General features: G+C 34.1%; 18 protein-coding genes and 1 pseudogene. 12 read left to right on the top strand and 7 right to left on the bottom strand.

What is annotated here, in order from left to right; genetic code table 11:
* Position 1 precedes the first annotated feature (1 nt).
* The 3 genes from FR932_RS03950 to FR932_RS03940 all read right to left on the bottom strand — a co-directional run bounded on the left by FR932_RS03950 (position 2) and on the right by FR932_RS03940 (position 1,683).
* Positions 2-436: a hypothetical protein gene (locus FR932_RS03950; RefSeq protein WP_019439351.1), complete on the bottom strand. Its 435-nt coding sequence runs from the start codon at positions 434-436 to the stop codon at positions 2-4.
* A gap of 124 nt (positions 437-560) precedes the next feature.
* Positions 561-1,103: a DUF1439 domain-containing protein gene (locus tag FR932_RS03945; protein ID WP_240532313.1), complete on the bottom strand. Its 543-nt coding sequence runs from the start codon at positions 1,101-1,103 to the stop codon at positions 561-563.
* Between the two features lie 31 nt (positions 1,104-1,134).
* Complete coding sequence (locus FR932_RS03940; protein WP_019439353.1) at positions 1,135-1,683, bottom strand: DNA-3-methyladenine glycosylase I; 549 nt, start codon at positions 1,681-1,683, stop codon at positions 1,135-1,137.
* A gap of 418 nt (positions 1,684-2,101) precedes the next feature.
* Between FR932_RS03940 and FR932_RS03935 the strand changes: the two genes are divergently transcribed.
* From FR932_RS03935 to FR932_RS03915, 5 genes are all read left to right on the top strand, one after another.
* Positions 2,102-3,067 carry a ComEC/Rec2 family competence protein gene (locus FR932_RS03935; protein WP_019439354.1) on the top strand — a complete coding sequence of 322 codons (966 nt, stop codon included), beginning with the start codon at positions 2,102-2,104 and terminating at the stop codon, positions 3,065-3,067.
* Positions 3,064-4,188, top strand: a complete 1,125-nt coding sequence (locus tag FR932_RS03930; protein WP_019439355.1) for a hypothetical protein — start codon at positions 3,064-3,066, stop codon at positions 4,186-4,188. Before FR932_RS03935 ends, FR932_RS03930 begins: the two co-directional genes overlap by 4 nt.
* Positions 4,185-4,625 carry a hypothetical protein gene (locus FR932_RS03925; RefSeq protein WP_019439356.1) on the top strand — a complete coding sequence of 147 codons (441 nt, stop codon included), beginning with the start codon at positions 4,185-4,187 and terminating at the stop codon, positions 4,623-4,625. The genes FR932_RS03930 and FR932_RS03925 overlap by 4 nt, the downstream gene beginning before the upstream one ends.
* A complete protein-coding gene (locus FR932_RS03920; RefSeq protein WP_019439357.1) occupies positions 4,625-6,673 on the top strand; it encodes a P-loop NTPase family protein in 2,049 nt (682 codons plus the stop codon). Before FR932_RS03925 ends, FR932_RS03920 begins: the two co-directional genes overlap by 1 nt.
* Before the next feature lie 361 nt (positions 6,674-7,034).
* A complete protein-coding gene (locus tag FR932_RS03915) occupies positions 7,035-7,733 on the top strand; it encodes a DNA-3-methyladenine glycosylase I (protein ID WP_019439358.1) in 699 nt (232 codons plus the stop codon).
* A gap of 294 nt (positions 7,734-8,027) precedes the next feature.
* Here FR932_RS03915 and FR932_RS03910 read toward each other — a convergent pair whose 3' ends face one another.
* From FR932_RS03910 to FR932_RS03900, 3 genes are all read right to left on the bottom strand, one after another.
* A complete protein-coding gene (locus FR932_RS03910) occupies positions 8,028-9,779 on the bottom strand; it encodes a hypothetical protein (RefSeq protein ID WP_019439359.1) in 1,752 nt (583 codons plus the stop codon).
* A gap of 91 nt (positions 9,780-9,870) precedes the next feature.
* Complete coding sequence (locus FR932_RS03905; RefSeq protein ID WP_019439360.1) at positions 9,871-11,271, bottom strand: DEAD/DEAH box helicase; 1,401 nt, start codon at positions 11,269-11,271, stop codon at positions 9,871-9,873.
* Positions 11,268-11,804 (bottom strand): hypothetical protein, encoded by a 537-nt coding sequence (locus FR932_RS03900; protein WP_019439361.1) that lies wholly within the window; start codon positions 11,802-11,804, stop codon positions 11,268-11,270. Before FR932_RS03900 ends, FR932_RS03905 begins: the two co-directional genes overlap by 4 nt.
* Before the next feature lie 107 nt (positions 11,805-11,911).
* Here FR932_RS03900 and FR932_RS03895 point away from each other — a divergent pair, with 107 nt between their 5' ends.
* A complete protein-coding gene (locus FR932_RS03895) occupies positions 11,912-12,118 on the top strand; it encodes a helix-turn-helix domain-containing protein (protein WP_019439362.1) in 207 nt (68 codons plus the stop codon).
* A gap of 1,200 nt (positions 12,119-13,318) precedes the next feature.
* A pseudogene (locus FR932_RS03890) lies at positions 13,319-14,494 on the top strand (IS3 family transposase).
* 56 nt (positions 14,495-14,550) lie between these two features.
* On the opposite strand, the gene FR932_RS03885 reads toward FR932_RS03890, so the two are convergent.
* On the bottom strand, positions 14,551-15,555 hold the full coding sequence (locus tag FR932_RS03885; protein WP_019439366.1) for a glyceraldehyde 3-phosphate dehydrogenase NAD-binding domain-containing protein: 1,005 nt from the start codon (positions 15,553-15,555) through the stop codon (positions 14,551-14,553).
* A gap of 869 nt (positions 15,556-16,424) precedes the next feature.
* Here FR932_RS03885 and FR932_RS21870 point away from each other — a divergent pair.
* From FR932_RS21870 to FR932_RS03860, 5 genes are all read left to right on the top strand, one after another.
* A complete protein-coding gene (locus FR932_RS21870; RefSeq protein WP_081588295.1) occupies positions 16,425-16,679 on the top strand; it encodes a ferredoxin family protein in 255 nt (84 codons plus the stop codon).
* A 285-nt stretch (positions 16,680-16,964) separates the two neighbouring features.
* A complete protein-coding gene (locus tag FR932_RS03875) occupies positions 16,965-18,002 on the top strand; it encodes an iron-containing redox enzyme family protein (protein ID WP_019439367.1) in 1,038 nt (345 codons plus the stop codon).
* Between the two features lie 22 nt (positions 18,003-18,024).
* Positions 18,025-18,708, top strand: coding sequence for a 2OG-Fe dioxygenase family protein (locus FR932_RS03870; protein ID WP_019439368.1), 684 nt, complete (start codon positions 18,025-18,027; stop codon positions 18,706-18,708).
* The gene (locus FR932_RS03865; RefSeq protein WP_019439369.1) at positions 18,708-19,502 is read left to right on the top strand and encodes a ThiF family adenylyltransferase; all 795 of its coding nucleotides are present in this window, start codon (positions 18,708-18,710) and stop codon (positions 19,500-19,502) included. The genes FR932_RS03870 and FR932_RS03865 overlap by 1 nt, the downstream gene beginning before the upstream one ends.
* Before the next feature lie 114 nt (positions 19,503-19,616).
* Entirely contained in the window at positions 19,617-20,660 is a 1,044-nt protein-coding gene (locus tag FR932_RS03860) for a pyridoxal phosphate-dependent aminotransferase (RefSeq protein ID WP_019439370.1), read from the top strand.
* Positions 20,661-20,709: the final 49 nt, after the last annotated feature.

The raw sequence follows: 20,709 nt of genomic DNA, 5'->3' as shown, positions 1-20,709 counted from the left end.
ATTAAAATCGCATCGCGACGATAAATATACTGGCGAAAATACTGCTTAGAATAAGTTTATTCTCTATACTCCGCTCTTTGCCACTCGGCAATTGATTGCTTAACAAATGATTTTCAGTACGGGGACTGCCTGTTGTCTTTTTGGCTATTTTTTCAGTGACTAATTCCTCAGTAACGAGTCGTTCAGTCGTCAATCCCTTAGGCATTATTTTAGTTCGCTTGACCGTGTCAGTCTGCTGCAATTTAGCTAAACAAACGTTACGAACTTCAATATCACAGTCATCACACTTATCTTTAATATCGTCCATGCCTAAATGCATTAACAGCTGTGCAATGTTTTCTATCTTGTCACCCTTACAATTAACTTGCTGAGTATTACCCTCGCTCTGTTTCGCACAATCGCGCTCACGGAGCTTTGTAGACTGTTGAATTGTCAAAATAAAATATCCTTACTTTAGAAAACAGATTCTCGAGAACTGTCGATTTGGCTAATGCATCAGCCAAAAGTACCTCTATAGGGATAATATCAAAACATGATGCAGATCACAATATTATTAACACTTAAATTACGTTAAGCGTCGCGATTAAAGTTTTGTTATGCACTTCTATTGACTCTAATACTGCTTTAATCATCGTTTGGGTTACGTCATCTTTGAGTTTATAAATGGGCATTTTATCCAGTACTGGATTGACCACCTGCTCTGCCATTTGCTTCACTTGCGGGGTAAAGAATTCAGGCATACCTTCAACGCGTACTTCATGTACTTGCATATTAGTGACATAAAACGCCGCATCCTCGGCTTTATAGCGCAATGATCCAGTCAGTCGAGCATACCCTTTATTCGCTAACTCCCCCATCAACAGCTTAACGTTTAGCTGTAATTCAATTTCATTTTTGTCTTTCGCTAGCGTCAATATAGGGTTGGTTAACTCCACCGTCATAAAAGATGTTTTCCTCACTAGCGGCATCGCATTAGACACTTTTTCTTGTAGTTCTGCTTCACTAAACTTAACAGTCAGCGCTTGTGCTGGAAATACGAATGCGCACAGCAATAACAGGGGAACCATTAATTTATTCATCACTTTCACTCTATTTTTCATCATTTTCATTCTACTTGTTATCATCGACACTCTCTTACTCGTCGCCGACACTTTCCGCACTAAAACCAACACGGTTATCACCCACCGAATAAGCGACAATTTGGCTTAGCGCCTGTAACGAATAGCCCGACTGCTTTTGCCACTGATTAAAGGTGTCCTGGATCGTCGTCAAACTACGCTTTGTCATCAAGCCGCCGTCAATCAATTTATGGCCACGGAAATAAGCTTCAACATCCGAACTCAAAATAAAGGTATCTTTACCTAAACGGCGCAGTGCATAAGGACCTGTATTGCCACCTAAACGACTGCCGTGTTTTTTCATATACAACCACAAACCGACCACATCATCTGCAGGCCATAGTGCTAACCACTCAGAAACTGAACCGTATTCTTCACAGATTTCTTTAAGCCACATCGCATTATCACGTACTGTCTTTACCTTAGTGTAATTACGAATAATTTTAGTATCAGCGGCTTTACGCTCTAACATGTCATCGGGCATTAAGATCAGCTTATCAATATCGAAATTCCAAAATACTTCTTCAAAACCTGCCCACTTAATGTCAATAATTCGGGTCACCACCCATTAGAATCCACAGTATGGACAATCGCAATTGATTGATTTATAGATAAAACCATATCAAAAAATTAATTTTAAGTGTCCATAAAGGATATCATTTTCTATGGACTAAATGTTTAAAAATAAAGCTTATTTGTCCATATTTTTACAACTATATTTTTAGTGTTGATTTATTAAAAGATAAAATATTTACTAAATACATTGAATAAACTACTTAAGAGATAGATTGAAAATTCATTACAATAAAATACCCAGACCATTCACAACTTATCTTGCATGATAAAGTATGGATTATCTGAAACAGAAAAGATGTATATTTATAGTATAAGTGAATTAAATCAAACTATTAAATATTATTTATAGACGACAATTACTTTACGTGTAAAATTGCCTTTCGCTTGCATGTTTAAAGTAACACAATATGAAAGATAACTATAAAATACATTTACTAGAAGCTAAAACAGGTGACTCATTCATCGTAGAATGCGGTAATGTTGCATTTATCATTGATGGAGGCACACGCCGTGTAGCCAACATAATTAAACGACACCTAGAAAATAATACTCACTGCCAATTACACGCTATTTTTGTAACACATGTAGATCGTGATCATGTTGGTGGAATAGCTAAACTATTTACACATTTCAGGCACGTAATTCCTACCTCAGTACCTATTTACATGAATCACCCTGCTCTAGTTCCAGTACAAAACAATAACAAAGGTTTAGTTACCTTCTCTGATGGTGATAACTTAAAATCCGTGCTAGATCAAAATGGTTATAGCATTAAACAAGGTATTGCAAATCAAGTTATTGAACTGGGGGATGTAAACATTACTATATTGTCACCTGATGACGTTCTAGTAAGTGATTTATACCAGGCTTGGCCAAAGGTGATCGATGAAGGACTAGTATCTAATGATATTATCGAAATAGATTGCTCTAAAGATCCAGGAGAGCCAAAATCCACCATTCATGGTGATGAAGTTAATGCTTCGTCAATGTCATTTATAGTTTCTTATAAAAACAAAAACGTTTTATTCCTTTCAGATTCATTACCTATCACTATAAGTAATCAGCTTGATCGTAAAATAAAATTCGATGCGGTTAAAGTTTCACATCACGGAAGCAAGTACAATACAAGTAAAGAGCTATTATCTAAAATAGATTGTAATAAATTTATAATATCTACTAATGGACCAAGAAATTATGGTCACCCTCATGCAGAAACAATCGTTAGAATTATAAATTCATGCATTGATAATAAGTATGATGAATGTACTTTTTATTTTAATTACAGAAGTGTTTGTAGACGAGTTAGACTTAAAAATGTACCTGATAATTTCAAAGTCAATATTGAGTATTCAAAATCAATGAGTTTACTATGATTCAGTTAAAAGAAAATATAAAAAATAACTTTGTATACTTTCGTTCACAAGGAATTCATATTGGAGGTGGTTTTATAATCCCCTTTAATAATGAGTACTATTGTATTACAGCAGGTCATGTGATTTTCGGTAGGGATTTTTCTAAAGAAAGAGAATTCAATATATTTTGCACCAAGAATAATCATCTCGATAGCTATGAATTGTTAAGTTGTATCGAATTTGCTAGAAAATATGACCTAACGATATTAAAGATTAAAACTAATATTGATCATGTATGCGATGTAGTTATATGTGATTCAATCATAAATAGTAAATTAATGTCTTTATCTTACGTAAAAGCAGAGAATCTTAACGAACCCGTATTTCTTGAGCTTATTAGTTTTAGTGACAAACTAGAAGAAAACAAGGTAAGGTACAATGTTAAAACACATTCTTTTAACAACTTCACAGAAGACCTTCATGGCCCTGACGCAATGGAAGGAATATCAGGCAGTCCATTACTCCTATGTAACTCAGATGGTTCAATAGTTTTTCATGGCGTAATAAATAAAATTCCTAACAATGGAGTTGGAGATCTTGTCGATTCTAGAGCGTTATACCCCATTAAAGAAATAATTGAAGACATAGAGGTTGTTTCTAGGGATAGCTTTGACTCTAGCCATAAGCTTATAAAGTATAACAGTGGCCTACTTAGCGAAGATAAATTCAATCGCTGGATTGAAGATTGGAAAAACAAACCTGAAAATAAAAATTTTTATTCCAATCTAGAAGAGAAACTAGAGAATATATATGGTGATTCATTCTACGAGGAGTTACCTAAAGAATTACAAAAAATAATGATCGGTGATAAATGCTTCAAAGATGTGATTGAACGTAATTCAGCGCTATTTGAATGTTATCAAGACGTAGTCGAAACGGCTGAAAGAGACTCTATGCTAGAGTATGTAAATAGCAATAGAGAAGCATTGCAACACTACAAAAAAGTATATGAGAACCATTTAGAGATCATTAACGAAGATCTAGCCCACTTTGGCTTAAGTAGAACTGATAAACGTAAAATAGCGCAATATAATATTGCTACTTGGATGGCAGTCTGCCACTTAAGGTTTCGTAAAGTATGAGAATTTTTATAGAGAAAAAATCATATAGAAGTTTTGTTTCTTCTAGGAGTTTAGGAAGTTTTCAAGTTGCTGTTTTATTATTCATAATTCACCATTCGACTTCTGGTAGAGCCAACTATATATATCTTAACAAACTTCATTTTTTATTCGATTTAGTTATATGTGAAGAAGAGTTCTCAGGTTTCCCTAAATTTACAATACCGCCATGGAATATTGATAAGGACTTGAAGAATAAAATTATAGTTTTAGTAAAAAATGAATTAATTGAACAGACGTATGATGGAAATAAAGTTAGGTTCGCTCTTACAGAAAAGGGTAATGAAAATGTACTTTTAATGAATGAAATAAGAGAATTATCAATCATAAATGAAAAAATTATTAATCTATCAAAATCTGTAACTACAACTATATTTGATAAATCCAAGGTGATCTTTTAATGTTTAAAATAAATTTTGTATCCGCAGATATACGAGTCAAAGAAAATAATAAAGTATATGGTTTTAAGTATAAGTTTTATAATGGTTTAAACATCATTAAAGGTCAGAACTCATCTGGTAAATCAAGTATATTATCTTGTATTTATTATAATCTTGGTATGGAACAATTATTAGGGATGAGTACAAGTAAAAATAGCCTGCTCGACAAGTGTCTAACTAGTGAATTTAAATACCAAAAAAATATATATAATGTTACTCAATCACGTATCTTATTAGAAATTGAAAATGATAAGGGAAATAAGGTACTATTAGAAAGAATGGCAGTTTCACCTGAAAGCCTAGATAAAAATATAATAACCGTTATCGATAATGGTCTTGAAAAAAAATACTACCTTCATTTTAATTATGATCATACACATAACCGTGGGTTTTATAATTGGTTACAATCATTTATCGGGATTCAATTACCTAGGGATAAAGAAACTAAAAAAAATACTCTATATCTACAAAATTTATTTTCTAGCTGTTTTATAGAACAAACAAAGGGTTGGTCTGATTATCTATCTCAAATGCCATCATTCAATATTAAAGATGCTAAGAGAAAACTAGTAGAGTACTTATTATCCTTAGATTGTTTAGAGTATGATTTAGAAAAAGACAAACTAACCGTGGAAAAAAATAGTCTTGTAGATGAATGGAATCAAGCTGTAATAAATTTTAACCGAGCTGATTATTCATTGTCGTATAAGGTTAACGGGCTAGCAATAAAATATGAAAAGTCTAAGATTGATTCACTAAAAAATTTACAGTTAAAAATTAATATTGACTCTGAATGGTTAGATATAAACACAGCAACCAAAATAACTAATAAAAAATTATCGACCCTGAAAATTAATAATAGAAAAGCTGAAAAAAGAAAAGACCTTTCAGAGTTAAGTACAAGAAGGAAGGATCTAAAGATTAGGCTATTAAATTTAAATAGAATTAACTCATCTTTAGATAGAGCATATACGACAGAGGATTTTAAGGTAGCTAATTATAAAAGTCATTTATCTCACCTTCGAGAAGAAAGAATGAACATCGTTGGAGCAAGGAAAGTAGATGATCTATTAAGTGAGCTATCGGAATCTAACAGCTGTCCATTATGTGATAATTCAATAAAAATAAACTCAACAGATAGAGAAATCACACCCCAAGATTATGAGAGTTCGCTTAAATTTATAGATAGTAAAATATCAATGATAGATTCTTATTTGAACAGCTTTGCTAACTACCAAGAAGAGTACTCGAAGGATAGTAATTACTATAATTCTTTAATACACGAAACAAAAATAAATATAACAAATATAGATCGTGATTTAAATGCAAATACAGAAAAAGAGTTATCTAGAGATAGTATTCATGCTGAAATAACTCAATCTAACCTTCTTGAAAGATTGAGTAATTTATCAGAACAATTTAATATATTTAAAGAAAAAATTAACCAGTTAAACACTAAAATAATAAACATAGATACAGATATAAAAATTATCAAGACGTCTTTTAGTCGTGATGAAGATAGTATAAATAGATTTCAATCTGATTTTAGACGTCACCTTTCAGAGTTTCACTATACCAGCAATGAATTATATCGTGTAAATATTAATACTAAGCAGCCATATAAAGCTTTTCCTAGTGTTTATAATGCTTCCGCAAAAAGTGCCCAACCTATACGATTAGCATCTTCTGCAAGCGACTTTATACGTGCAGAATGGGCTTTCTATTTAGCGTTAATGAATAAATCGGTCGTTCACCCTGGCGTCTTAATATTTGATGAGCCAGGGCAACATGCAATGAGTTTAGACTCTATGGAAAAGTTACTTCGTATATCTGAAAAATTTAAAGATAAGCAACTTATTTTTGCTATATCTAAATTTTCAAAAGGCTATGATAATGACAAAACTGAACAGGACATCTCGTTAAACCAACTAACAAGTAAACTTCAAGACTATAATGAAATAGAAATAGATTCCGACACTGAAAAGTTAGTATCAGAAATAACGTTGTAAATAATTCAATACAATTAGCATTTAGACAAGTTCTAGCGGCCTAGCTTCAAATTAAACTATAAACCAGTTCATAAAAATCTCAAATATGAACTGGTTTACAACTCTTTAACTCGACGAACCAAGCTCTACTACTTTCTACTGAATAATTACTTTAAAAATCTATTTTTCAATAACTTGATAAACAAGTTGGTTAAATGGGTCACTATATAAAAACGTCAAATCGCAATTAGAAATTATCTGGAGACCTCTGGGAAGTCCAGAGATCATCTTTAGCCGATTAAGAACAACTTGATTTAGATTGTGACCTTAACTGTATCTACTGTAAACTATCCCCACACATCAAGTATTAGCGAAGTCATTCATGGAAAAATTTAACGATATTTATCGCCGCGCAGCTGAGCGAAAAGGTGGTGAATTAGCACTAGCACACCTCACCTCTAAGCCACTTAGCAAGAGTGAACTGTCTCAAATAAGCGATAATGAAGTGCTAGCAGAATTCACTCGTAAAATCTTCCAGTCAGGCTTTGTATGGGCTGTGGTGAATAATAAATGGCAGGGTTTTGAAGAAGTATTTTGGGACTTTAATATTGATAAGCTAATATTAATGCCTGATGATATGTTAGAGCGTAAAGCTACAGATACTAAAATCATTCGAAATTATAAAAAAGTTAAAACTGTACGTGATAACGCGGTATGGTTAAAAGAACTCAGTGATGAATTTGGTTCTATCGGTCAATGGTTAGCAAACTGGCCGAGTGATGATATAACTAGTTTATGGCTATATCTTAAAAAGCATGGTTCTCGTTTAGGTGGTAATACAGGCCCTTATGCATTGCGTCAATTAGGTAAAGATACCTTTATTCTAAGTCAAGATGTTGAAACTTATTTTAGAGCTAACAAGTTGATCGAAGGCGGCTTAACGTCAAAACGTAGCTTGAAAATAATTCAGGATACCTTTAACCAATGGCAATCTGAATCAGGTTATAGCTTACAAGAAATCAGCCAAATAGTAGCGTATTCAGTCGGTGATAACCGCGTAGGGTTTAGCCAAGCGTCATAATACATACTGCGATGGCTATACTGAATGACATTGATGAAAGGCAGCGAATTTAATTGAAGATGAGTTTGCACGTTAAAATTAAAGAATACTGTAGACTCATTACAATTTCACCGTATTTACAACAACCCTAACTCTTCTAGCAATTCCAACTTCCGATACCAATATTCGGAGAGTCGCTCTTGTTCAAAAACTTCCTTACGAACCTTATCTATCACTGAAGATATTGTAGAATTTACGTCAGCAATACGCGCTAACAAGTCATCAACACGTGTTAATACAACCTGATAAACACCATCAAAGTGTTCCGATGATGCAGCTAGATGCAGCTAGATGCTGACTTTGCATTATTACGTATTTAACCGAGAGTAACTTGCGAATGTCATCTTCATCGGCATGGATACGAAATTTACTACAAAACAAACAACCTTCCAGAGTCCCACAATTAACAGTTATCGCGCTGCCTAGTGATAATGAAGGCAAAGCGTCAGGCATTGCCGGTTCTGCACAGTGACCACTTGGTATCGGCTCTTCAGTACCGGTACCTCTAAGTAATTGCTTATCTAATTCAATAAAGTAATCAGTTAATTGCTCTGATGTTTTAGTGTCATTTTTACTGGTGTAATTTGAATCAGCAGTCCTCTCTTGATGTTGCATAATGTAACTACTGATCCCCGAGCCATAACTTTCTCGAACCCACAACGACTTACTTACACGAAAGGACTTACTCGTCCCAGTTAAAGGTTTCCCAGTAAACTGCACAGAGAACAGCCTTCGGAAATCACAAGAAGCATTTCCATCAGTACTTAACTTAGTTAGTTTACTGACCGCAGCACTAATAAAAAGCGCTTTATAATCTTCTTGATAATATTTAACTAAGTAATCTCTCAATTTAATATAACGTTGGAAATCATACACAAACTCATTTTGGATATCGTAATGTACGTCAATCCCATTGGCTCGCCATTTGATACTTCTAAAATGTTGTTCACTTCGTGTAGTTAGATACTCATCATCAAACAATAAACTTGCCGCTGTACTGTCGTTCTCTCCAGTGACAATCAAGAAGTGCATAAAGTAAGCTCGACAAGCCCAGCCTGCCAACAATAGCCTTAATGATGAGTATGGTTCGTTAGCCTTCTCTGTAGAATTTAGTGCTTGACTAATATGTTGCCCTAATTGATATCGTTGCTTACCTTTACAGTGTTCGAGTAATTCAAGTTCTTCAATATTATAAAACTTACCCGTATCATAATTAAATCCACGTAAACCAATTGTTTTTTTATGCTTTGGTTTTAGCCATTGACTATAAGATGGTGCAATCCATAACTTCTCACTATTTAAATTAACAGGTATAGGTAGCTTTTTATGCTCTAATACTATGTTGCTGAATTGACGGAATATTTGTGTATATAGATTAAATTGATAAGATAAATTATCGTCAGGTAATGCAACAGCCGACTGCACTTGATTATTATTACGTCGAATAAGCAGTAACCCCCCCGTCAACTCACTCTCTTCTAGCTGTATAGCATAAGATAAAAAGGAGATGGCCTGGCTTTGGTAGCTTTGTGCTGTGTGCGTAGATAAACCTAACTTCAATGAACGATCATAGATTTTAATCTGGTGCAATAAATGATCTGTGTAGCGGTTAACAAAAGCTCTTATAGAATTTTTATCACAACGTAGATCTCCCCCTACTTCGCGAATGTGATTGAATAAACTGATTATATAACCTGTATTCCCATACAAAGTTCGAACTCTTTTCCCGTCGGATAGTAAATCACTAAAGTATGGTAATAATCTTTTAACGAACTGAACTCCATCGAGATTAATCGACGCTAAATTGACCCTTAACTCGCAATTATTTTTATTCGTGATTTTAAAATCATCATAACAAATGCGCCCTAGGTGATGAAAATGAGTTCCAAACTGTATAACGATATTGTCCACTCGATCAAAGCTAGAGGGCCGTTCTTCCTCATCAAATACTTTAACTATGTATTCTATCGTGTAGATTTTCGACTCAATCACTACATAATCTGGCATCTAAATTCTCCAAGTCTTAAGAATGCTGTATCAACTGATGTTATTCTTTCATTAATACATCACTGAAAATCCTATGTTTCGGCGTTATAATTTAGAATGGTGAGCTAAATGTACTTATTACTTTTTCTCTAAAATCACCTCTAATTTCAAATGTTAAATCAGCTATACCACCTCCATCCTTATGTGATCTAACGAGCTGTAGCTCAAGTTCTGAAATACAATTAATTCCCAGACCCAATACTAAGCTCTCCTTATCTTGCCGCACTAGCCCCTCTTGATTTCGCACCTTAAACTTAGGTATATTTTTAATTTCAATGTCCACTAGAACCTGCACATCAGGGATCTCTTGTTGAACCCTCAAGGCAAACTCACTAAGTAATGGTTCTGCAAACATATAAAGCCATGCATCTTCATTTTGAGCATTATTCATACGTAGAATACGGCCTAGCACCTGTCTAAAATATAATTCAGTTTTAACGTGACTCAAATGGCAACATACCTGCAAACGTGGGAGATCTATGCCTTCAGAAACCATATTGACGGACACTATCCATTCCGTATCACTATGACGAAATTGATCGATACGATACTGAGCATTAGGTTGCTTATAAGTCACTAATACCGCACTTTGCTTAAATTCAATTTGTAGAATATTAATAATGTATTCAGCATGCTCAACTGAGGATGCAACAATTAAACCGGCTGCATTTGGGTTCATACATCTTATTTCTCTTAACTTACTGCATGATAAATTCAATGCATAACGAATCGCAGTATCGTTAGTTATAATCGCTTGGTAGGATACGGAAGGGTCGTCTAATAGAGCCTGGAAGCTTGAGAATACTTTTGAAACTTTATTTTCTTGAGTTACCGTGAGTTTTTCATTATCAATTAAAACAATTTTAGGATTTCTGCAAACATCATCTCTCACAGCCTCACGAAGCCCGTAGACGTAATCACATTGAATCGCACCATCTGGTTCAATATAATTAGAAAGAGCGATAGGAGCCTTATCTGAGCGCCATGGCGTACCAGTTAACGCTAAGGTATAGGCAGCTTGAGATTGAATCTTTAATATAATCTCCTCACCCCATGCATTGGCGTTTTCAATTGTCGATCCAGAGCAATGATGGATCTCATCAAAAATAACCAATACGCGATGGTTATTCATGATTTGCCAAAAGTCATCATTAAAAAACAATAAGCTTTGGTATGTGTATGAACAACCTAATGCCCCAATAACACCATCAAAGCGGCAATTTAAACGTTGAGAGAACCTATCTCGAATACTGTTGGCTACATTGATTGATGGTGAGAAACATAAAATAAAGTCGACAAGCTTAGACCCATGCAAACTAGCAGCTAGCTCTGCAGCCATAATCGTTTTTCCAGCCCCTGGCGTGGCTAAACATAAGAAATGTTTGCTGGTATGTTTAAAATGTTCAACCGCTGTCAGTACACACTCTTCTTGCCAAGGTCTCAATTTCATCATTGCTTCTTCTGGTATGTAATAACGCTTTTTATCGCTTTGATTTTCCCTAATAACTTAGAGCTATGTTCGCGAGACTGTAGGTAATTAGATTCTAAGTGTTCTTTCAATTCAGGCATTGATTTATACAAAGACATGTACTCTTCAGATTCTGCAATACTTGCAATCAAATCCACTTCACACTGTTTTAAACGTTCATCTAACAATGAGCTAGTAACCTTTTTAGGATTCAGTGTAAGCTCTTTACTTGCTGGTTTACTTTTAAGTTTCTCAGTCGTTAAACCTGTCTGTAAAAAAATAGTCGTTTTATTGTAGCGATGCTCTTTAACGTTATCTGAATCAACCTTTTCAAGCATTCCTAATTTTTGTAGACGCAAAATTTGTCGATAAACCATCTTTCGTGAAAGAACAGGATCTGTTTCACCCGTGATTTTCATATAGGCACTTCTCATTTCACTTACTGTAAAATTATTCAAATCATCAGTAACAAAAATTGAATATATTGACGTTGTAACTTTTATCGGTTTTTTAAGCATCGTTTAAAATCCAAGGGTTGCACTTCAGCTCTACTAAATGCGGATTATAGTCCGTTGTTTTTAGTGTGACAAGAGCGGATAGTCTTTCATTTTTAGAATGATTAAAAATGAAAGACTTAGCGATTAATGTTGGATTAAAAATTAAAGTTAGAAGAAAAGAAATCGGGGTTTCTCAAGATAAACTCGCGTTGCTAGCCGATATTGATCGATCGTATGTGGGCCGTATTGAACGTGGCGAAGTAAATATTACGCTAGAAAAGCTATATGAGATTGCTGAAGTGTTAGATTGTGATGCTAAAGACTTACTACCATAGTTCTAGCTATTAAAGTTCAATCCAGATTGCCATCGCTCACATTTAAAAAACATCATTAACCTATCCTGTCACATTTCTATCTAAGAAAGCATACTGACTCATTCAAAGCCTATGTTGGTGCTAGATTTACTTAAAACTAAATAAATTAGGCATCATAATGGACACTGATACACTATTAGAAGTTAGTCATACTGCTACGCAAGTTACCATCCTTTTAGCCATTGCATATCACTTCTACACTCGAGTTTCGATTCAGGAAGGAAAATATGATACAGCGATAAGTAAGTATTCAGCTCTAACATTCAGATGAGCAACTTGCTCAGTTGCTCATCTTATTTCTATTTCATTGGATAAGCAGAATAGTCATATTATCGTGAGTTTGAATAAACACAGCTCATATAGAAACTGGATGTTAGCAATTACGTCTAATATTACGCTGAAGTATAAGCTTACCAAGATAGATACAGGCATGACGTGAATGAGTAACAACACTGACTCACGTTGGGGCGAATTAAGTTTAAAAATTACTGCAAGGTCACAGGTTCCTCAATATGACGTATTAACTAACGGCTAGATGAAGCCGAATTCTTACCTAAATCAAGAATTCTTAAAATAGGTACTGCAATACAGTTCGTGCATGTAATTTCAGTTTTAATACAACCGTTTTCACGAATACCTATAACCTTTGATATAATTCCGAATTTTACAGGTCCTTTTTTTAACAACTTATCTTGTAGTTCCTTTGATGTTTTTTGCATACCATTTCTACTTATATTTAAAATTGCTAGGTGTATGCAACCAGTTCAAGTGTTAGCCACAAATTTATAAGTTCGTAAGACGGATATACCACCTTCTATTTTTATTGGATTATAAATAGCATAGCTCACTTTATTAGAAGTGTTCAGATTGATTAGTCCCAGTTTTCAAAACGCAAAAGGGTTTGCGAGTTAGGTTTTTAAGGCAATATGGGGGCGATTCAGCCTTAGTTTTTTATTCTCTAAGATAAATGTTATCAACAAATATTAGCTTGTATTCTTGTGGTTAAGTAATATTGATCACCATTTTAGATTCATCCTTGTAAATTATAAGACATAAGAAATAATCTCCTCTCTTTACATGATCAAATGTGAAGTGGTAAAGTGATTTTGGCCACCTAATTAGAGGTGTTATAATGCATCTCATCAAACTTTAGGTGAAACCATGACAAAGAAAATAAGAAGAACTTTCAGTGCTGAATTTAAGCTGAGGCAGCCCAATTAGTACTCGACCAAAATTACACAGTAGTTGAAGCTGCTGAGACGATGAATGTCGGTAAATCCACCATGGATAAGTGGGTTCGTCAGCTAAAAACAGAACGTAAAGGTATCCCCACTAAAGCAACTACAATGACACCTGAGCAAATTGAAATTCGTGAGTTGAAAAAGCAATTAGCTCGTATGGAAGAGCACAATACGATACTAAAAAAGGCTACCGCTTTCTTAATGTCAGACTCCCTGAACAATTCTCGTTAGTTGAGAAACTTAGGACGATCCATGCTGTTACAGCGCTTTGTAACGTGTTTGTGATTCATAGAAGTAGTTATAAATACTGGTCACAACGCGATAAAAGAACGCCAGTAAAAGACGTAAAAATCATTGCTGAAATACGTAAAGCAGACAGTGAAAGTCAAGGTTCAGCTGGGGCTAGAGCGATTGCAGATATTGTCACGACAAGAGGTTTTCCGTTGAGTCGATATCGAGCTGATAACTTCATGAAAAGATTAAATTTAGTGAGTTGCCAGCAACCTAAACATGCTTATAAAAGAGCGAGCAAAGAACACTTAGCAATACCAAATACATTAAACCGCCAGTTTGCTGTTACGTCACCAAATCAAGTTTGGTGCGGAGATGTGACATACATATGGTCAGGAAATCGTTGGTGTTACCTTGCGATTGTTATGGATTTATTTGCAAGGAAACCAGTTGGATGGGCTATATCTCACTCACCAGATAGTAACTTGACGAGTAAAGCGCGAGCAATGGCATTTGAATCCCGAGGTAAACCCAAAGGTGTAATGTACCACTCAGATCAAGGTTGTCATTATACAAGCAGGCAGTTTCGTCAAAAGCTGTGGCGTTATCAGATAAAACAAAACATGAGTCGACGCGGAAATTGTTGGGATAATAGTCCAATGGAACGCTTCTTTAGAAGCTTTAAAACAGAATGGATGCAACAAAAGGCTATTCAAATTTTGATGAAGCAAAACGAGCTATTACGAATTAGATTACAGGATATTATAGCCAAGTTAGGCCACATCAATATAACGGTGGTTTAACTCCAAATGAATCAGAACGAAGATACTGGTTAGAATACAAAACAGTGGCCAAAATTAGTTGACCACTTCAAAGTAGTAATTACGCTGAATTATATAGGTGCTAAAAAATCTGTTTCACTCATTCTAACAGTTCTATGATATCTAATAACCGATTTGCAAAGCCCCATTCATTATCACACCATGCTAATATTTTCACTAAGTTACCCCCACTAACTCTAGTTTGTGTCCCATCAATAATACAGGAGTATGATTCATGATTAAAATCAATAGAAGCCAATGGTTCTTCTGTATAATCAAGAATACCCCGTAACTTTGTTTTAGATATACGTCGTAAGCTGTCATTAATATCTTCTACTGTAACATTCTGATTCATTGCTATCGTTAAGTCTATGGCTGTTACATTAATTGTTGGAACTCGAACTGAAATTGCTTCAAATTTATTTAAAAACTTTGGTAGTATACGCTCAATCCCAGTCGCGAGTTTAGTATTGATTGGTATAATAGATTGACTAGCTGCGCGGGTTTTACGTAAATCATTATTATATGAATCAGTAACAGGCTGATCATTCATTGCTGCATGTATGGTCGTAATTGAACCGCAATTAATACCAAACGCTTCATCAAGAGTATTGATAATTGGTAATACACAATTTGAAGTACAGGATGCTGCGGATACAATTTTTTCATTTCCTATTAATTTATGATCATTAACACCCAAAACGATAGTCGCGTCTACATTATGATCTGCTGGATGAGAAAATATAACTTTTGATGCTCCAGCTTCGATGTGGAGTTCGGCATCGGCTTTTGAATTGTATCGACCTGTACAATCTAGAACAATGTCAACATCATGTTCATGCCAAGACAACGTTTCAAGTGTTGGATTAGTTAATAATGCAATTAAGTCATCTCCAATCTTTAAGAAGCCATCTTGTAATTCTACAGGAAAAGAAAAGCGGCCATGACTAGAATCATATTTAGTTAAATGACAAACTGCTTCAGGTTCTGCAAGCTCATTTATTGCAACAATTTTAATCCTATGTAATTTATTACTTTCATATAAGGCTCGGACAACACAGCGTCCAATCCGACCATATCCATTAACTGCCACTCTAATTGTCATTATTTAGTAGTCCTTATTATTTTATTATTTTATTATTTTATTGTTTTATTGTTTTATTTTTTTATTGTTTTATTGTTTTATTGTTTCATTGTTTCATTGTTTCATTGTTTCATTGTTTCATTGTTTCATTGTTTCATTGTTTCATTGTTTCATTGTTTCATTGTTAATATTAAACTTTATAATTAGTTCAATCGTATATTTGGTTAGTAATTAAGACATATATTTATTACTTTACCTTCTTTCAGTTGTTTATGCGTGACTTTGTTTTCGGTAAATCAGTACTTTATACGCATATATTAATTAACTCGATCTTGAAGGTATCAAAATAATTCTATCTAAAAATACAATAAAAACACCTTGATTTATTCATACCAAGTTGGTTTTTAAAGTTTAGTATTACATACCCACCACCCAACGTTACCACACTCCAATAAGGCGTTAACAAAACACCAACAAGACACCAACAAGACACCAACAAGACATTAACACGATGTTAAATAAAATGATTCATAAATACTTAGCACATATCGATATAGTGTTAAGGTATCAGCTGCTTTATCTTGTTAACTTATACTCCTAGACTATCATTTCCATTGCTGGCGCAAGGACTTCTCTTTCACTGTATAGTTAGTTAAATGACGTATTTTGTCGATTATCAATCTGAAGACCTCAAGGATCAAAGTTGTGTTAATGCTTGTCCTGATGACGTTCCTAATACTTTTCTAATGCTAAATAAATGTAACAACCATACTTGCCACATCTCGATTCTGTGCTAAGGTATTTGCAGCTTTAATCTTGTTAACTCATAGTCTTAGACCATCACTTTCATTGCTAGTGTAGGACTCCACCGCGACTATTTAGGTTGTTAAATGACGTATTTTGTAGGCTCTTCATGCGTAGATTGCAAAGATCAAAGTTGTGTTAATGTTTGCCCTGTTGATGCATTTCATGATGCCATTGACATGTTGGTTATAAATCCCGACTTATGTATTTCTTGTAGTTCTTGCGAAACTGAATGTCCAGAATTTGCAATATCTAATTATGATTCATTCCAAGAAGAAGAATATTGTTTTATTGAAATAAATAAAAAACTATCTAAATCGCACTCTAGAATAAGCAGTTAGTTAGTATGGGAAACGATAGTTTAATTTAAGACCATTTGTCAATTTCATATAAAGTGGCAGGGTTGAATTAGTTATAAAAATAAACTATTCGATATAAGTTAGATTTAATTAAATGAGTATATTGATGATTGCTCACCTAAAATTAACATCATTTACTTACACACAACAAATAACCATAGTTGTAGATCAACTGTAAATTAAAACACTTAATTAGAAGTGTTTACATTTTCAAATATCAAAAACTACTATTAAAAATAAAATAACGTTTAAGGAGATATATTAGAAATGGAATTGATTATTAAATTGTCGGACAAACTTAGGAATATGCTTAAGTCGGACAGTAAACAGTGGGATGATTGGAATAAGAATTTTTCATTTAGAGAAGAGTTATATCTATCTTGCGTTGAATTAACGAAAGAGGCGTACGAAAGAGGCTCAGATAAAGCTTTATTTGAAGTACATGAAATACTAGAACTTATATATGAACATGAATTTTCTATGACTAAACTAGAATACGTGAATTGTGAAAAAAGGCCTATTATTTATGATGTGTCTTCTACACTAGAAAAAGCAATGCTTAGTTATGAATACAACAAAATAAGCGATTGTGAATTAGATAACATTCCTAGAAATGGTAAAAGTTTTTTGATATGGCTTAAAAAAATAATTTCAGAACACTCCTCCAGCGTTCATCCTTTATATAATGAATTCATAAGTAATCATGCTGAAAAAGAACACCTAGCTTTTTACTTAGCTCAAGAAAGCAGCTTAGACCCTAAATTCGATGATATATTGGCATTAATGCAAATTGGTCTTGATGTAGATTCTAAATTGGAGTTAGCTGGTAATTATTATGATGAAATGGGAAATGGCGTAAAATCTAAAGTACATTCAAAAATGTTTGCTGCGACATTAAATGAACTTGGCGTAGATCAGCAATATCTGGATAGAAACATGCTTCCCAGTGCTAAAATATCAGGGAATATTTCAGCTGCTTTAGCTTTATCTCGGAATCATTACTTTAAAGCAATTGGGTACTACGGTGTTACTGAGTTCCTAGCTCCCAGACGTTTTAAACATGTAGTGAAAGCATTTCGTAGGTGTAACATATCTAAAATTGGAATTGAGTATCACGATTTACATATAACTGTTGATGCCATACATGCTCAAGGATGGTTTAATAATGTAATTTTACCTGCTTTAGAGTCTATGCCTGAAGTAGGACGAGAAATTGCTATAGGGGCGATACTACGCCTTAATTCATCTGAAGTCTACCTTGATGAGCTATTAACTGTTTTTGAAGCAGAGAGATTAGCATCTTAAAATTAATAAGGAATACGTTATTATGCAGTTAGATAATAAAGGTTATAGAATTCTTAACTTTCCAGATGTAGATAAAAGCATACATGATAGTTTCTCTAACTTAAAACTAGATGAGTATGCTTCAGGTGGAACTCGGTATCGTCGATTTTCTCAATATAAACTTCAGTTTAATGATCACGAATGGAATATGGATGTACTACCTCATAAAGCGTACATGACATATTCTAAATTTAATAGTGTAGCCGGAGGGATTAAGCGTTATTACGAACCATTAGAATCTGATTTTACAGAACAAATATTATCCGCAGTCAAACAGGTAAAATTGGATTCGAATGATGATTGGCAGATTAATGTACACCAATATAGAGTTGTATCCAGTAAAGATCGGCCTGGAATACCCGTTCCTGAGGGGGTGCATCAAGATGGGCATGATTATGTGGCTATATTTGTATTTAATAGGTACGGGATTGAAGGCGGTGAAATGAGTTTATTAAAAAGCAATAACATCGAGGACGCTTTCTATACCGGTACAATTAAACCAGGAGAGGTTGCTATTCTTGATGATCGTAGCATGTTTCATTACGTAACAGATATACGGGCCATTGACGAACGAGGATACCGAGATACTGTTGTTGTAGCATTCTCTAAGTGGAAAGATCGGTGGTACGGTGAAGAATTTGAAAATAAAGTATTAGGAGAAGGTTAATGGAAACAATCAAAAGAGAAGTGTTGTTTAGTCGTATGATCGGGTTGATCTCGGAAAGTGAACTGCTATCACTTGAGAATAAAAGAGTCGCAGTTCCCGGCTGTGGAGGAACGGGTTTTACTTATGCTGAATGCTTAATTAGAATGGGCGTTGGGAATATTAATATAGCTGATGCTGATACATTTGGCCCCGAAAATATGAACCGACAGTTTGGATGTACAATGGAAACTGTTGGTTTAAAAAAGTCAGCTGTTTTAGAACAACGCTTAAAGAGCATTAACCCTAATGTAAATATAGCAACTGTGGATTTTATTGACGAAGATAACATTCATCAATATTTAGACGGTGTTGATGTCGTGTGTGACACTTTAGATTTTTTTGTTATCGAACCACGTCGATTACTTTATAAAGTGGCTCGAGAAAAAAATATACCAGTAATTATATGTTGTCCTGTAGCATTTGGAGTTACTTCGCACATATTTTTACCTAATGCTATGTCATTTGATGAATACTTTGATATAAATGATCAAGAATCTGAGCAAGATCAGCTTATAAAGTTTGGGAATGGATTAACTCCATCATCATTATTTAAATCGTATGCTACTTCTCCAAGTCTTGACTTTCAAAATAAAAAGGTCGCATCTTTAAGTTCATCTTGCTTGATGGCTACCTCATACGGTTCAAATATCGCACTCATGTTATTACTTGGATATGAAACTGGGTTCAAACCTGTTCCTTATTGTTATCAATTTGATATTCGTTCTGGTCAATTTGAAGAAGTTTTAAAAAAGTAAATAACTCTATTTTTGCTAAAAACTAGTTAATAATTACACTTTAAGTTTGTAAGATTTGAAATGTGAATAACAAGCAATGTGGTATATGTGATTCGACGATAAGGGATTATAAAATTGAAAATACAGGATTGGGTATTTAAAGAAGCTTATGGCAAATATTCTCTAGATCTAGGCGATAGCAATGCTCCTTGTTTGAGAATATCAGATTTCAATTTGAATGATTACGATGCTCCATTAGAATATGGACGAAATGTTGGTACTTTAAACCTTACAAACTTGGTTGCTCAGTTATATCAGAGATCTCCAAACGAAGTAGGTATATCACATGGTTCTCAAGAAGCTATGTACCTTTTATATAGAACAATTTTAACTACAGGCGACCATGTGATTACCTTTTCACCTGGTTGGGAGCAAGCATGGGAGGTTCCTAATCTAATAGGATGTCGAGTTACCAAATTAGAATATAATGATGATTATAGTTTCAATATAGAGAAAATTATACAAGAAATCACTCCATTTACTAAGCTAATTGTTATAAATTCACCTTGTAACCCTACGGGAAAGATCTTGTCTGAGTTTCAAAAAAAACAGTTGATTGAGTTAGTTGAAGCTCGTGGTATTTTGTTGCTGGTTGATGAAGAATACCTTACCAACTTATCAAACTCGCTAGTAAACAATAGTTTAAATGTAATATCCGTATCTAGTTTATCGAAAGTATATGGTGCACCAGGCTTAAGAATTGGGTGGATGTGTGGTTCTGAAAGTATTATCACAAAAGCTATGAGTTATAAACACCACACAACTATTTCTAATTCAATTCTTTGTGAAGAAATCGCAATATCCATATTAAAAAATCGTAAGAATTATATGGAAAAATATAATAAGTTACTATCTGATGGTTATGAAATTTTAAAGACGTGGGGGGAAAGCCATAAAAATAAGATACGTATTATTGAGCCTCAGGGAACTCCTTTTGCGTGGATTGAATTTATAAATAATACCGACTCACTAATGATCAGCCGTAAGTTACTAAATGAAAAGGCTATTCTAGTAATGCCTGCGGAAGTTTTCGGGAAATGTAATGGTATTAGATTGACTTTCGCAAGAAAACCTTCAGAACTTTATCAGGGACTAAGAGGATTATCTGAATGTTTTTAGTTAGCTAATTATTCAAAGTTATATTTATCGATGATCCTATTGACTAGAC

The organism is Moritella marina ATCC 15381 (assembly GCF_008931805.1).
In the GTDB taxonomy this organism is placed as follows: Bacteria; Pseudomonadota; Gammaproteobacteria; order Enterobacterales; family Moritellaceae; genus Moritella; species Moritella marina.
The sequence above is the reverse complement of the archived record's forward strand: the minus strand, read 5'-3'. Positions and strand labels throughout refer to the sequence as shown.